The sequence below is a fragment of the Algoriphagus sp. genome, assembly GCF_046296635.1.
Classification (GTDB): Bacteria; Bacteroidota; Bacteroidia; order Cytophagales; family Cyclobacteriaceae; genus Algoriphagus.
Genome location: NZ_JBKBKZ010000004.1, coordinates 140,791 through 156,110 on the forward strand (window position 1 = coordinate 140,791; position 15,320 = coordinate 156,110).

Consider the following 15,320-nt stretch of genomic DNA (forward strand, 5'->3'; position numbering starts at 1 on the left):
TTTAGACGGAAGAAAACAATGACTTGCTACAAGAAACTAGAAAAAAATCAAATTTATTTAAGTCCTTGTAAAATATTAGTGCGGCAATTTATTTCCTTTCAAAAGTATCAAAGTTTGTTTTTTCTTTAATTTGTCAATACAATAATTCGCTTCTTTGACTATAGAGTAAAATGAATTTCGGAAATAGGCTCAAAATCTAATTTTCAGGCCCTCTTCGGTCTCCGGTCCTCCAATCCTTAAACTAAGAAAATTCGCCTACATACAGAATAGCGTAAAAAAATATTTTCCCAAAATGGCCTAATAAACTCACCATCTAATGACACTCGAATTTTTTAGAAATCATTGCCTTTCACTTCCAGGAGTAACGGAAGACACCCCCTTTGATCCCACGACACTTTGCTTTAGAGTAGGAGGGAAGATTTTTGCGATTATGGATATGGAGGTATTTGAATATGTCAATTTGAAATGTGATCCGGAAAGATCCATCGAATTGCGGGAGCGATATGACGGAATTACGCCAGGGTACCACATGAATAAAAAGCTTTGGAATTCGGTCAGCGTCAGTGGTAATGTTCCCGATCCCCTGATTTTGGAATTAGCGATTCATAGCTATGAGTTGATTAAAAGTTCTTTACCTAAGAAGGTGAGAGAAGGGATTTAGTAGGCAGTTACAGTGATCAGTTTTCAGGTTAAGTTTGCAGTGCGCTGTTTCCGCCTGTCATTTGTATGAAAAGAAAAACCGAATCCATATTCAACTAAGAGAAAAGAACAACATCTACCCTTTTTAGCTAATTTTTGCCACATGCCTCGTAAATCGAAAATCGTAAATCATAAATCCCCATGTCCTATTTCTCCATCCGACAAGTTTCCAAATCCTACGACTCGCTTATCGCTTTACAGGAGTTTTCCTTGGAATTGGAAAAAGGGCAGTTTCTAGCCATAGTCGGGGAAAGCGGATCCGGTAAAAGCACGCTACTTCGAATCATGGCCGGCTTGGAAACCCAAAGTACAGGTGAGGTTTGGCTAAAAGATCGACAAATCGAAAACCCTGCTCAAAAGCTTGTCCCTGGATATGACGAGATCAAGTTGATCCATCAAGATTATCAACTTCATCCCAATTCTACTGTTGAAGAGAATATTTTCAGGCCTTTGCTGAATTATGACAAGAACTATGCACGTGATCGAGTGGATCGTTTACTGTTTGACTTGGGGCTCGAAGGCCTGAAAGAGCGTCATCCTCGTCAACTCAGTGGAGGGCAACAGCAAAAGGTAGCGATTGCAGTGGCACTTGCTGTTGAGCCTGATGTGCTTTTGCTCGATGAGCCATTCAGTAGTTTGGATTCGATTCAAAAGCATAAACTGATCGCCGAACTCAAGGATTCTTTTCTTGAAATGGGAACAACAGTTGTTTTTGTGACCCATGATTTGGATGATGCATTGCGCTTAACCGACAATCTGATTATCCTGCAAAAAGGAAAAATTGTCCAAAAAGGAGGTTCTCAGGAACTCTGCGAGCACCCTAAAACTCGATATGTGGCTCGGCTTTTTTCTCCGATCAACCTGATTCCTGATCGATTTAATTCCTATATCCGCCCTGCTGATGTCAGGCTTCGAACCAAAGGTGAAATACTTGGTCATGTCGTGAGCCAGCGATTTCTAGTGCACTATAATTCTTTAGAAATTCGACTGAAAAATGGAGGGCAAATCTGGGAAGTCGATGATCCGTTCAGAAAGTATAAAGTCGGGGATCGAGTTTATCTCCATTTTGATGAGGAGAAGGTGCTGATGCTGAAGTCCTGATATTTTAAAAGGCTCACAGATTACACAGATTAGTACAGAAAAAAGATATCTGTGAACATCTGAGTCATCCGTGAGAAAGTTTTTTAGTTTACTTGAAATTAAAAACTGAAAGCTGTCCTTTTCAAGTGCACAAAGTCAAAAGCTAAAGATTTTTATCACCTCGGTAAATTCACCCGAGTTCTAAAAATCATTAGGTTGAAGAAAATAGTAAGTAGTTAGCCGTAATCCACTTACAACTGACTACTTACTATTCACATTTTACAACTCTTAACAGGAATCATTAATGGTTTCTGTAAACTGAAAACTGCGACTGCTTACTGATCACTCATTCCTCATGTTCCCCATGCTCCCCATGCACATGCCCATGAGCGAGTTCCTCTTTGGAAGCTTCCCGAACCTCGATGATGTTTCCTTCGAAGTGCAATTCAAAACCCACTAAAGGATGGTTGAAGTCAAGCAACAGATTTTCGCCCATATCCTTCAGGACTTTTGCTTGCATGCTGTAGCCGTTTTCATCCATAAGCGGAAGAAATTCTCCTTCTTTTAGCATCTCCGGCGAGAAGCCTCTTTCACCTGAAAATTGCTCTTTGGGAAGTGTAATGAGCAATTCCTCGTCAGGTTCTCCGTAGGCATCCGCAACAGAAATCACAAAGGAGAATGCCTCTCCGTCTTCTTTTCCGCTTAGTAATTCCTCAAATTTCTCAGGAAGACCGCTTTGCCCAAAAATGAAATAAAATGGATCTTCTTCATCTCTGATTTCCACGCTGAATGGAGCTGACTCAATATCGTCTTCGGTTTTACTGACTTTCAGTTCGTAGGTAAGGCCTACCACCGCGTTTTCTTTAATGTCCATGTGTTAAGGTTTATTTGGTTAAGCCATATTTCAGGCGAATGAGCATTCTTTCTTTTAAAACTGTCCACTTGCTGAGCGGGGTGGAGGTTTTTAATGGTTTTGCTGCGCGAAAGACAAAGTACTGGTAGTCTTTTTCTGCGAAGAAAAGGGAATAGGTTTCCATCTTCTCCAAGTAAAAACCTGCGTTTGTAATGTTTTTGATCAAGTCTCCTGAATCCAAAGGTTGGTCGATCACTTGAAGTTTTTCAGGTTCGTTTTCAATCATCCATTGCAAATATCGAGGAGATGGGATGTGAATGAAAATCACCGAGTCCGGAGTCGAATGTTTTTGAATGTTTTGGAAAAGCCGAAAATGCTGATCGACTGGAATATGCTCTAATACATCTGGAAAGACGAAGAAATCGAAGGTTTTTCCCTTTTTATCAAAGTCAGACATATCCGATACTTCAAAGCTCAAATTAGACTGTGATTTCCAGAGAACTTTAGCTTTCTCAATGCTCTCTGGAGAAATGTCCACGGCCAAAACTTCTCCATTTGGAACTTGAGTGGCCAAGAGATGTGAGACAGTGCCAATGCCACAACCAACTTCGAGGATGCTGTGATTTGACTTCAATCCCGCGGCTTTGACTTTGTCCAAAATGCTCAGATGTCGGGAGTTGATCCCCGTTTTCTGTTGCTTCTCTGCAAATTGGTCGTAGAAACTTACGACTTCTTCTTTCTGATCTGTTTTAGGCTTTTCCATTAGATTCTTTATAGGTGAAAAAGACCCCTGCGATCAACGTCAGGACGATCAGATATTGGAAAATCACCATCGGAGTTTTGGTCGCATAGAAGCTCGATGGAGCAAAAGTGAAGATCACTTCATGTTCTCCAGCTGGAATTTCAAGTCCTCGAAGTAGGTAATTCACGCGTAAGATAGGCGCTTCCTTGCCGTTGATTGTAGCGGTCCATCCTTTAGGATAATAGATTTCCGAGAAAACAGCCAAGCCGCCTTGGCTCATCGAAGCTTTATATTTTAGCTCATTAGGTGTGGTAGAAGTAATTGAAATCTGACCCGAGCCTGCGGAGATTTGACCAAATTCTGATGTGTTGAGCGTTGCTTGGGTTTTTGTATTTATTTCTCCCAAAGCATCAATTTCCTCCTGATTGGCGGAAACTATAATGATCTCAGAAGGAACCCAAGCTGCACCGTTAGCCTCGGGATTTTCGAAAACTGCATTGGCTTCTGCTCCGGCTATCAGATATTTGGTATTCAGCATATTGATTATGCCAGTGCCTTCCCAGTCGAAGTTTCCTTGCTGAGCTTTTGTTATGAATTCTTGTAATTCAGGTTGAAGTTGATTGTCCACCAGGTCCTGATAGCGTCGGAGTTTGGCTCCATGATATCCTCCCAAGCTGTTGAATCTGTAACTTGTTCTCGCCCCTTGAGTCAGGCCTTCTGTCAAAGGCAAAACTCGGAAATATCCTTGATCCTGAGCAATGGATTTTTCTGCTGGAGTTTCTGCGAAAAACTGACGGGATGGATTTCCCTGAAAAGACTCATCATTCAAATAGCGTCGGTTGATCGTCCAGACATCGATAGAGATCAAAGCAATTAATCCAATGCCAAGAATCAAATCAGATATTTTCCCTTTTAAGTGGAAATACACTAGGCCAACTGCTAATGCGACAAAAGCTAAACTTTTCCAAGCTGAAGCCGAAAGCATAGATTTGCGATCAGCTTTCATAGCAGTCACCAACCAATCCGGAAAATTTGCATCTGCGGCACCTTCAAAACGGAAGAAAGCACCTGAGGCCACAGCAAGAATCAATACCAATCCTCCGACAATTCCTCCGGAAATCAGCAAGGGTTTCAATTCCTTTTTTTGGACTAATCTTTCCAAAGAGATCATTCCCAAAACAGGGATCGCAAAAAGTGTCATACCCAATGCCATCGAAACGGCTCGAAACTTATTGTATCCAGGTAAAATGTCAAAAAGAAGGTAATTGAACCACGACAGGTTTTTGCCCCAACTCAGCATTAACGATAGCACGATGATCGTTCCAAAGGTGATCAGACTCTCTTTTGGCGCAGCCCAAATCCCCAAAATGGCAAGAAAAACTAAGGTCACACTGCCGTAGATCGGACCACCTGTGAAAGGTTGGTCTCCCCAATACGTAGGTGCACCTTTAATAAATCCATTGATTTGAGCAACTTCCATCCCTTGTGCACGAAGGGCTTTTTCGGATGCAGAATCTTTAAACAGCGGCGTATTGCTTCCTCCACCATAAAAGTCTGGAATCAATAAGGTGAGCGTTTCCAGTTTTCCGTTTGACCAGCCAAAAGCATAGTCTTTGTCCAAACCGGAAGATTTTGCCTCCAAAGTTGAATTCCCACGAGTGGAGTAGGGACTGTATTCTAAAGCCGTGGCAAGTCTGCCGAGATTTCCTCCAACTGCCAAAACAGCACCAAGAACCAAGAATCCGATTGTCTTCGAAAGTCCCGGAATACCTTCTTTTTTCCAGTCAAAAATCATCCGAACCACCACATAAATCACTGAGATGATTAATGTATAATAGGTGATTTGCAAGTGATTGAATTTCAATTGGAGCAAAAGACCCAATGCCAGCAAAGCGGCTCCAAGGATTCTTTTTCGCTCAAAAGCCATGTGAATTCCTGCCAAAATCAAAGGAATCAGGCATACAGCCCAGATTTTGGCATTGTGGCCTGCTTCGAGGGAAAGTAGATTGTAGGTATTAAAGGAGAAAGCAATCGCCCCGCCGATGGCGAAAACTGGTCGGACTCCGAAGCTTAAAAGCAAAATATACATCCCCAGCATTCCGAAAAACAATCCATTGATCGGGTGGGGAAGTCCTAGTGTCAAGACAGAGATAACTGAATTGGTAATATCACCCGGAAACTCCAAACTGATAAAATATGAAGGCATTCCACCAAACATACTGTTGGTCCAAAGTGCTTGTTCTCCTGTGGCTTCCCGATGATCCAAGACTGCTTTAGCGGAGCCTTCCCATTGGAGAATGTCACTTTGGAAGATGATTTTCCCATCGAAAACCATCGGTGAGAAATATAAGATTACAATCAAATAAAAAAGAACGATGCCCAATAGGTGGGGAAGCAGGTCCTTTTGAAAATTAATTTGCATGAAAAGGGTTGATTTCCGTTACGTCAAAATTAAGCCTGCAAATTAGGGATTTAATGGGAAAGAGCGAGAAGATATGATTTTTGGTAATCTCTCACAGATGGCACAGAAAAGCACAGACCGCATTGGTTCCAGTCTTCAGACTTGGATCAAGGATAATGCAGGCTTTAGATTTACCTCCCGGTAGGTGGGCTGCTTTTACTTTGAATTTTTTATCACAGAGAAAAAGAGAGAGAGATTGTTTTTGGTATATCTTGGGCTTGATTTGAACTTCAATCCTAATTTCACTTTTCAGCTTTTTTTGAGAGCGCAGAGAAAAGCTGAAGCTTTTGGCCAAGAGGGAGCTGTTGCTTGGATTGGTTCAAAACTTCAGTCTTGGATCAAGGATATTGCAGTTTTCGGCCTGCAATTGAAAATCTAACTTACTGTAGGCATTCTAAGACTGCATACCTTTTGTTACAATGTTTTGGGACGCTAACTTTTTTCCAAATACCTTTTGATGAATTCTTCTTGAAAATTCACAAAACCAATGCTGTCATATTGTATCTCAAAAAAAGTTTTTTCTAAAGGAATAATATGTAGGTCTATTTCTCCCCAATCGCTTTTAAAAACTAACTTGGAATCTGAAATTTCCACAATTTTCCACTTCTTTACCGATGATTTTTGTCTGTCGGAAATGAACAATGAGTCATTTACAAGTAAATATTCGTAATAAATCGGACCATAAGATTCATGATTAAAAACGAACTGCTCTTCATTGATATAAACTTCAAAATAAGTAGAATCCTCTTGCAGAGACCACCAGCTCCCAATCACCGCTTTTGAGGAAATTCTCTTAGAGCATCCCCAAAATATCATAAGAATTAGAACTAAAGATATTCTATGTGCCATAATTCGACTATTTAACGCAAAGTACTAGTTTTTGATGGCGAGGGATTCAGACTGCGTCAAATAATAATAGGTAATTTAATGAAGCAGTCAGGAGACTGCATTACTGTGGGTTGGTTCCCACAGATTTCCACTGATCAAAATCACAGACTTTCACAGATTTTTTTGAATCAATCCTTCCGTATTTTTTTCCTGATTGCCTTACTTTTTTTACACCGTCAGATCCATAGGTACCTCGATTATTGTGCTCAAAAAGGCATCGGACATTGGTCATCGGTCATCGGACAACCATTTTTTTCTTCGGTCTTCGGTCTTCCGACTTATTTCCCACACATCACCTTCCCAAAAACCCTTAAATTCACTACTTTTGCAGCAAATAGAAGCAGAACCGAATGTTTGATAATTTAAGTTTAAAGCTTGACCGGGCTTTCAAAACCCTGAAAGGAACCGGTAAAATCACCGAAATCAACGTCGCATCCACCGTTAAGGAAATCAGAAGAGCCTTGATCGATGCCGATGTTAACTATAAAGTAGCCAAAGAAGTAACCGATACGATTCGAAATGAAGCACTCGGTAGAGATGTTTTGATTTCAGTTTCTCCTGGACAACTACTCATCAAGATCACCCAAGAGGAGCTCACCAAGCTCATGGGTGGCTCAAAAGTCGATATTAAACTGAGCGGTGATCCAGCGGTGATTTTGATCGCAGGTCTTCAGGGTTCGGGTAAGACCACTTTTACCGGAAAACTTGGAAGCTTGCTGAAGCGACAGGGTAGACAGGTGCTGTTGGTAGCTTGCGATATTTATCGACCTGCTGCGATTGACCAGTTGAAAGTCTTGGGTGAGCAGATCGGCGTGGAAGTTTATGCTGAGCCAGAAAATAAGAATGCCCTTCAGATTGCTACCAATGCGATTGCATATGCTAAGAAAACCGGCAAAAAGACTGTAGTGGTCGATACTGCAGGTCGTCTTGCGGTGGATGATCAAATGATGAAGGAAATTGAGGAACTGAAAAAAGCCCTCAACCCTTCTGAGACACTTTTTGTGGTCGATTCGATGACCGGTCAGGATGCGGTGAATACTGCGAAGACCTTTGACGAAAGACTGAATTTTGACGGAGTTGTACTAACCAAACTCGATGGTGATACCCGAGGTGGAGCGGCGATTTCGATTCGACACGTGGTGAATAAGCCGATCAAGTTTATTTCCACTGGTGAAAAGATGGAAAATTTGGATGTCTTCCATCCAGACCGTATGGCTCAGCGAATCCTCGGAATGGGTGATGTAATTTCCTTGGTTGAGCGTGCGCAGCAGTCATTTGACGAGGATGAAGCCAAGCGAATCAATGCCAAAATCCGTCAAAACAATTTCAATTTTGATGATTTTCTTTCCCAGCTCGAGCAGGTGAAAAAGATGGGAAATATCAAAGACCTCATGGGAATGATCCCGGGAATGGGCAAAGCCATGAAAGGGTTGGATATTGATGATGATAGTTTCAAGCCAATTGAGGCAATTATTCGAAGCATGACTCCCAAAGAGCGTCAGCAACCTGACATCATCGATGGAAGAAGAAGAAAACGAATTGCCGATGGCTCCGGAAGGACGATAGTGGAAGTAAACAATTTGATGAAGCAGTTTGACGACATGCGTAAACTGATGAAGCAAATGAACAAAATGGGCGGAGCCAAGCAGGCGATGAGCAGAATGATGCCTCCAGGTGGAGGAAGAAGATGAGTAGATTTCAGATTTCGGATTTTCGATTTCGGATTTTTAAGACCCAGTCAGAGATGGCTGGGTTTATTTTTGCCATTTTCCTCAAGCGTTCCGCTGGAACGCGGGATGTTCATTTGATGGGTAGGTTACCGACCAAATGTCCCGCTGGGACATGGGTTTTTAGTAGGAAGCTTGTTCTTGGCTTCACTGCTACTTGTTTCTCGTTCCAGCGGAACGCCTGATTGGCAGCAAAGAGAGGGTCGATTTGAGAGTCGTTCCGTAGGAACGTTTGGTAGAAACGAAAAGAGGGGTTTTCGCCAAGCGTTCCGCTGGAACGCTGGTTTGCGGTATTCACTTGGAAGTTACCGTCCAAATGTCCCGCCGGGACATGGGTCGCAGATGAGAGCGAATTCTTACCCGTAGTTTTTGTTACTGACCAGCTATCCTGTTGGGATTTGGGTCAGCAAGGAAAGCGGATTCTTATCGGATGATTAGAATCTGAACTTGGCCCTTTTGCGGAGAAATTCACAACTCCTGATCCATCGTTCCAGCGGAAAGTGGGGTTGGTTGAACTTAGATATGCAATTGTAAAATCCGTTCCGTAGGAAAGTTTGGTGATATTTTTCGAAATCATTAAATTGAAGAAACAAAATTTTTCAGCCATGGCAAATACCTACACACAAATCCACATCCATTTAATTTTCGCCGTCAAGTATAGAAAGTCCTTAATCCATTCAAGTTGGAAGGAGAGACTTCACCAATATTTTACTGGAATGATTCAAAACAACAATCATAAGATGCTTCAGATCAATTCAATGCCTGATCATATTCATATGCTGATCGGATTAAGACCTGATCAGGCACTTTCTGCTTTAGTCCAGAATATTAAATCAGAAACCAGTAAATGGATAAATGAAAATAACTTCTGTGAGGGAAAATTCCGTTGGCAGGATGGTTTTGGAGCATTTTCATACGCAAAAAGCCAACTTCCAACAGTCATTAGATACATCATCAATCAAGAGGAGCATCATCGCAAAAAAACCTTTCTTGCGGAGTATAAAGCATTTTTGAAAGCCTTTGAAGTGGATTGGGAGGAACAATACATTTTTGAAGATCTCAAATAGTATCAAGCGTTCCGCTGGAACGCTGGGTTTTCTTGGTTATCATTATGTTACCCACCAGCTGTCCCGCTGGGATAGGGGTAAGTTACCGACGAGCTGTCCCGATGGGACATGAGTTCCGCTGGAACGTGGGAAAATTACCCACCAGCTGTCCCGCTGGGACATAGTTAGGTTCATCCGAAGGTAAGGTAACCTACCTACTGAGATGCTGGGACATGACGGCATTCGACCAGATAGCTATCGGGGTACGATTTACGCGGTTTACGTCCTCTTAAAAAATTTAAATCAGTTCGAGATGGCTGGGTTTTTTGATTTAGACCAAGCAGATTTCCAAGTTTATCTTCCTGCCTCCTAACATCCAAACCTCCATACTTCCTAACCCCTTCTTCAGCTTTCACACTTTAGCCTTCTAACTTTTTCCTTGCTTCTAAAATCTCGCTTCTCAGTAGACTTTCTTATCTCTCTTTTCCTTCCAAAGCTCAAAGGCGGGTAGACTTTCTTCCCGAAGCAGTGAAATCATAGGGATTTTTCGATCGCCGGGTGTGACCTCTATTTCTTGATAGATAAAATCATCATCAAATCCAGCGTCGGCAGCATCTTTCTTGGTGCAGGCAAAAAACACTTTCGCTGGTCTTGCCCAAAAAATCGCTCCCAAACACATCGGGCATGGTTCGCAGGAAGTATATAATTCGCATTCGTCCAGTTGAAAGTTATCTAGCGTTTTGCAGGCATCTCGGATAGCTACTACCTCAGCATGAGCAGTTGGGTCTTTGGTTTTCAGGACCATATTTGAGCCTTGACCCACGATCTTTCCATCTTTGACAATCACACAACCGAATGGACCTCCATTACCGGATTTCATTCCGTTTTTTGCAAGCTCGATGGCTTGTCGCATGAAGTTTTTTTGGATTTCGGTCATGGGGTAAAGATAGTGATCAGTTTGGAGTGATCAGTGTTTTGGTAAGTAGTGAAAAGTGAGTAGTAAGTTGTTTGTCGGCTTTACCTCTTACTACTAACTACTTACTTTTTACAAAACTAAAAACTGCCAACTGATTATTGCCTACTGCCCACTGCCTCAACTCATCCACTTGCTTAAAAACTCTAAAAACTGTTCCTTGTAATTTTCGCCGACAGCGATTTGGTGACTTCCTGTTTGGATGACGTTTTTGGAAACTGAATCAATGTGATCCAAAGCCACGATAAACGAGCGATGCACACGCATGAATTTTTCTGAAGGAAGTAACTCCTCCATGTTTTTCATACTTGTGAGGGAAAGGAGGGGGTTAGGCTTCGATCTCAAGTGGACTTTCACATAGTCTTTGTATGCCTCTATATGCGTGATGTCTTTCAGCATTACTTTGACCAATTGGTATTCTACTTTCAGAAAAATGAAGTCTTGCTGAGCTATGGGTTCTAGGCTTTTTGCCGCAGGCGAATTAAATATCCGGTCAAAATATTGGTAAGCTTTGGTCGCCGCCGCCAAAAAATCTTCGTAGCTGTATGGTTTCAGCAAGTAATCCAAGGCTTCCACTTTGTAACCTTCAATCGCAAATTGATTGTAAGCGGTGCAAAAGATGATTCGGGTTTTGTCAGCATTTTTTTTCCCATCGAGGATTCGGGCAAGCTCCATTCCAGATAGATCGGGCATCTGAATGTCCATAAAAATAAGCTGGACCTCGTTTTGATTGATGAATCCCAAGGCTTCAATTGCGTTGGAAAATTTTCCTTCAAGTTGCAGGAAAGCAGTTTGGCTGATGAATTTGCTTAGTAATTCAAGAGCTAAAGGTTCGTCATCAATTGCGACACATTTCAGGATCATGATAGATTGATGGTCAGGTTAACCCAATATTCCTGTTTGGTTTCGTCTTTGCCAAATTTTAGGCGGTGTTTATCCGGATAGATCAGACTCAGTCTTCGTTGAGTATTGCTCAGCCCAATGCCATTTTCATGTGCTTCGGGGCTGTCAGGATTAACCGGGAAAATGTGATTTCTGGTTTCAAAGAATACCGTATCACCCATCACTTCCAGTTTGATTTTGATTTCACTTTCCTGCTGTGAACTTATTCCATGCTTAAAACAATTTTCCAAAAATGGCAGGAGTAACATCGGAGCAATGACCAAATCTTCTTTAGGGTTATCTATTTCGATAGTGAGCTTTACTTTTTCTGTTAATCGCATCTTCATCAATTCAATGTAATCCTCAATGAATTTGACCTCTTTACTCAGGAGTGTTTCGTTTTTTTGATTTTCATACAAAACATAGCGCATCATTCGTGAAAGTTTCAAGAGGGCTTCCTGAGCTTTTTTCACATCTAGATTGGTTAGCGCATAGATATTATTAAGAGTATTGAAAAAGAAGTGTGGGTTGATTTGAGCCTTCAGATATGATAGCTCGGTATTGATTCGCTGACGATCCAATTCCCGGCGAAGGGTTTCATCTTTTTGCCACTTTTGAACTAAAGCAAGGGAAGTACTCAATCCAATAGACACTAAAAACAGGGACATTTGAAAAACATCGCCAGGTAGCCACCTTTTTCTAGTTGGATCAAAAGGTCTTCCTGGATTAAAGACCTCGTGCATTTTTTCGGAATAGTGAATAAACTGTTCAAAGTATATAATTAAACCATAAAAAAATATTCCACCCAAAATGATAATCAAAATGAAGAGGTAATTTTTTCCGCGGAGTAAAACTTTAGGAACTACGACAGATTCATTTGTGTAGAAAACCGAAATTAACAGCACCACAAGGAATACCTGTTTCCACCAAAACTGAATGGGAATTTCCATTTCTCCCATCCTCCAGGAAAGGGGGGATAACAACAACAGGACGATACAAAGCATCAGCCAGCCGAGAATATGTACGATGACAGAAAGTCTTTTTTTAGGGGTAATTGATAGCATTTGGTTGATTTTCAGTATCCAAACTAAATCAAATTACTTCGATGTCTCAAATACAATCTACCAAAACGTGAATTTGACCCATGGAAAGTACTATTGTAAGGATAAAGCCACGGATATGCAATCTGTTCAAGTTCGTCTTGGATTTAGTCCTCTTTGTCGATGAAGAGCTCCTGCTGGTCTATTACATTTTTTAAGCCAAAACATTGCCCTCAACTTTGGTGTATCAATTGCAGAAGTCCACATTGGAAAACAACACTATGAAAATACTTAATCTAATTCTCGCAATCACATTTTTCGGAGGCACTGTTACTTTTGCTCAGCAAACCGGAGAAAACAAAGGACCTGCACGGATCATCGGTGTGGCCAAAGACCTGAAAACTGGCGAGCCAGTAGGATATGCTACCGCTGCACTATATAAAGCAGGTGCAGACCTTAGTACTTCCGGAGCTGTGGCAGATGGAAAAGGTGAGTTTTTCATTACCGGATTTTCTGTCGGTACTTATGAACTTCAATTAAGCTTTATTGGATATGAAACCGTGAAGCGAACTATCAATATCAACTCGCCTGATACAGACATCAATCTTGGTGAAATCGGAATGACTGACGAAGGAGTGGCTTTGGAAGAAGTTACAGTTCAAGGCCAGCGTGATTTGATCGAAGAGCGAGTTGATCGTACGATTTATAAAGCTGAAAATGATAAGACTACGGCTGGTGGGGATGCTACAGACGTATTGAGAAGAGTGCCTATGCTCTCTGTGGACTTGGACGGAAACGTATCCATGAGGGGAAGTAGCAACATTTTAGTATTAATTGACAACAGACCTTCCGCAATCGCAGCTTCTTCTATCGCAGATGCCTTAAGGCAAATACCTGCTGACCAGATTAAAGCCGTAGAAGTGATCACCTCACCATCTGCAAGATTTGATGCCGAGGGTACTTCAGGAGTAATTAACATCGTGACCAAGAAGAACAACCTTCAAGGCATGACGATGAACATCAATTCAGGTTTTGGATTGAGAGGTTCCAATCTCGGTCTTCAGGGAAGTGCTAGAAAAGGGAAACTGGGGTTCAGCCTTGGTGGATTCGGAAGAGCAGGTTACAACTTGCTTGGAAGATTTGAAAACGAACAACTCATCACCAATCCTGATAATACCATATCAAGAGTTCTTCAATCTGCAGATACTGAGCGAAGAGACATTTTCGGAAGATATAATTTCGGAGTTGACTATGATATCAATGAGTACAACTTTATCACTGGTGCAGTCAATTTCGGTCTAAGAAACTCAAATAATGAGCAAACCAATTTCTTGACGGAGAATTTTAGAAATAACCTCCTGATGAGCAATAGACTCAGAAGTACAGACACCAAAGACCTGAGTAATTCTGTGGATGTAAGTTTGAACTACACCAGATCTTTTGAGAAAAAGGGAAGAGAATTGAGCTTATTGACTCTTTACAGCAGAAATAACAGAGAAAACTCGTTCATTAATACCCTTTTCACGGATGATTTCAGTACGATCGACTCAAGATTGAAAAATGATAATCCCAGCCGAAACGAGGAATTTACAGTCCAACTGGATTATGTAACTCCAATGGATGAAAAAGGAACTCAAATTCTTGAATACGGTGCTAAAAATATCCTGAGAAAAGCCTATTCAGACTTTGCCTACTTTGAGGCAGACGGTCCAACTGGAGAATTTATTATTGATCCGAATCCAGTTCGAAACAACGACTTCAGTTATGATCAAAATGTAACTGCGGGTTATGTGTCTTATACGCTTGCTTTCTTGAAAAATTACACCTTGAAGCCAGGTCTTAGATATGAGTACACGACCATCAATGCCGATTTCAGAACTGAATTTGAAGCTGAAATTCCTTCTTACGGAACTTGGGTACCAAGTCTTAATGCTTCAAGAAGATTGAAAAATGGCAATATGATCAAGGCAGCCTACAACAGAAGAATTCAAAGACCTTCTTTAAGATTCTTGAATCCAAACATCGAAGCTTCAAACCCACTTCAGATTTCTCAGGGTAATCCTGAGCTTGATCCTGAGTTCACAGATAACTACGAGTTGGGCTATAGCACCTTTATTAAAGGGACTAATCTGAACTTTACTACATTCTACAGAAATACAACAGGTTCTATTCAAGCACTCAGGAATGTGCTTGACGGCGGAATTATCTCTACGACTTTCGACAACATCGGGCAAGAGAAAACAGTTGGAGCAAACATTTTCGCGAATGTCAATATCAATAATAAATTTTCTTTAAATGGTGGTTTTGATATGTACTACGCGATGTTGGACAACGGTCTAACTGATCCACAGTTTGCAGCAAGTAACGAAGGTTTTGTCATCAGTGGCCGTATTTTCGGTAACTACACACTCCCTAAAAACTGGCAAGTTCAATTGTTCTCCTTCGCAAGAGGAAGACAGGTACAACTTCAGGGAACTTCCGGTGGATTTGCAGTGTATGGTCTGAGTATGAACAAGCAGTTTGCTGAGAAACGCGGTAGTGTTGGTTTCGGTGTCGAAAACTTCCTTGCAAAGGAATTTGTCATCAGGAACGAAATCGTTACTCCTACAATCGTTCAAAACAGCTTGAATGCTACCAGAAATATGAACTTCAAAGTGAACTTCAGCTACAGAATAGGTAAGCTTACGATGGATGCCCGACCAAAAAGAAGAAAGTCCATTAACAATGACGACTTGAAAGATGGTGGAGGAGGAGATGGCGGACAGGAACAAGGCGGAGCTGCTCCGATAAGAAACAGATAACAGAAAATGGAACCCTGATCTAAAAATCAGGGTTTTTTAATTATTACAGTTGTTGATGAAATATTCAACCATCAAAAAATTAATTAGATAGATTGGGTAACATAAAACCCGGATTTCATAAGTCCGGG

12 protein-coding genes are annotated in these 15,320 nt (G+C 41.4%); 5 read left to right on the forward strand and 7 right to left on the reverse strand.

The window, feature by feature from the left end; translation table 11 throughout:
• Positions 1-316: 316 nt before the first annotated feature.
• Both ACK4HU_RS04920 and ACK4HU_RS04925 read left to right on the forward strand, forming a co-directional pair.
• The gene (locus tag ACK4HU_RS04920) at positions 317-661 is read left to right on the forward strand and encodes an MmcQ/YjbR family DNA-binding protein (RefSeq protein ID WP_409803841.1); all 345 of its coding nucleotides are present in this window, start codon (positions 317-319) and stop codon (positions 659-661) included.
• 179 nt (positions 662-840) lie between these two features.
• Positions 841-1,800 carry an ABC transporter ATP-binding protein gene (locus ACK4HU_RS04925; protein ID WP_409803843.1) on the forward strand — a complete coding sequence of 320 codons (960 nt, stop codon included), beginning with the start codon at positions 841-843 and terminating at the stop codon, positions 1,798-1,800.
• Between the two features lie 325 nt (positions 1,801-2,125).
• On the opposite strand, the gene ACK4HU_RS04930 is transcribed toward ACK4HU_RS04925, so the two are convergent.
• The 4 genes from ACK4HU_RS04930 to ACK4HU_RS04945 all read right to left on the reverse strand — a co-directional run bounded on the left by ACK4HU_RS04930 (position 2,126) and on the right by ACK4HU_RS04945 (position 6,684).
• A complete protein-coding gene (locus ACK4HU_RS04930; protein ID WP_409803845.1) occupies positions 2,126-2,653 on the reverse strand; it encodes a peptidylprolyl isomerase in 528 nt (175 codons plus the stop codon).
• A 10-nt stretch (positions 2,654-2,663) separates the two neighbouring features.
• Positions 2,664-3,395 (reverse strand): class I SAM-dependent methyltransferase, encoded by a 732-nt coding sequence (locus tag ACK4HU_RS04935; RefSeq protein WP_409803847.1) that lies wholly within the window; start codon positions 3,393-3,395, stop codon positions 2,664-2,666.
• The gene (locus tag ACK4HU_RS04940; RefSeq protein WP_409803849.1) at positions 3,382-5,796 is read right to left on the reverse strand and encodes a YfhO family protein; all 2,415 of its coding nucleotides are present in this window, start codon (positions 5,794-5,796) and stop codon (positions 3,382-3,384) included. The genes ACK4HU_RS04935 and ACK4HU_RS04940 overlap by 14 nt, the downstream gene beginning before the upstream one ends.
• A gap of 471 nt (positions 5,797-6,267) precedes the next feature.
• Positions 6,268-6,684 carry a hypothetical protein gene (locus ACK4HU_RS04945; protein ID WP_409803851.1) on the reverse strand — a complete coding sequence of 139 codons (417 nt, stop codon included), beginning with the start codon at positions 6,682-6,684 and terminating at the stop codon, positions 6,268-6,270.
• Positions 6,685-7,073: 389 nt separating this feature from the next.
• Between ACK4HU_RS04945 and ffh the strand changes: the two genes are divergently transcribed.
• Positions 7,074-8,414: a signal recognition particle protein gene (ffh, locus tag ACK4HU_RS04950; protein ID WP_409803853.1), complete on the forward strand. Its 1,341-nt coding sequence runs from the start codon at positions 7,074-7,076 to the stop codon at positions 8,412-8,414.
• A 641-nt stretch (positions 8,415-9,055) separates the two neighbouring features.
• On the forward strand, positions 9,056-9,517 hold the full coding sequence (tnpA, locus tag ACK4HU_RS04955; protein WP_409803855.1) for an IS200/IS605 family transposase: 462 nt from the start codon (positions 9,056-9,058) through the stop codon (positions 9,515-9,517).
• A gap of 439 nt (positions 9,518-9,956) precedes the next feature.
• Here the strand turns inward: tnpA and ACK4HU_RS04960 are convergent, their stop codons facing one another.
• From ACK4HU_RS04960 to ACK4HU_RS04970, 3 genes are all read right to left on the reverse strand, one after another.
• Positions 9,957-10,433: a nucleoside deaminase gene (locus ACK4HU_RS04960; RefSeq protein WP_409803857.1), complete on the reverse strand. Its 477-nt coding sequence runs from the start codon at positions 10,431-10,433 to the stop codon at positions 9,957-9,959.
• A 156-nt stretch (positions 10,434-10,589) separates the two neighbouring features.
• A complete protein-coding gene (locus ACK4HU_RS04965; RefSeq protein WP_409803859.1) occupies positions 10,590-11,333 on the reverse strand; it encodes a LytR/AlgR family response regulator transcription factor in 744 nt (247 codons plus the stop codon).
• On the reverse strand, positions 11,330-12,415 hold the full coding sequence (locus ACK4HU_RS04970; RefSeq protein WP_409803861.1) for a sensor histidine kinase: 1,086 nt from the start codon (positions 12,413-12,415) through the stop codon (positions 11,330-11,332). Before ACK4HU_RS04970 ends, ACK4HU_RS04965 begins: the two co-directional genes overlap by 4 nt.
• Before the next feature lie 257 nt (positions 12,416-12,672).
• On the opposite strand from ACK4HU_RS04970, the gene ACK4HU_RS04975 reads away from it, so the two are divergent.
• On the forward strand, positions 12,673-15,192 hold the full coding sequence (locus ACK4HU_RS04975; RefSeq protein ID WP_409803863.1) for a TonB-dependent receptor domain-containing protein: 2,520 nt from the start codon (positions 12,673-12,675) through the stop codon (positions 15,190-15,192).
• The last annotated feature ends 128 nt before the right edge of the window (positions 15,193-15,320 follow it).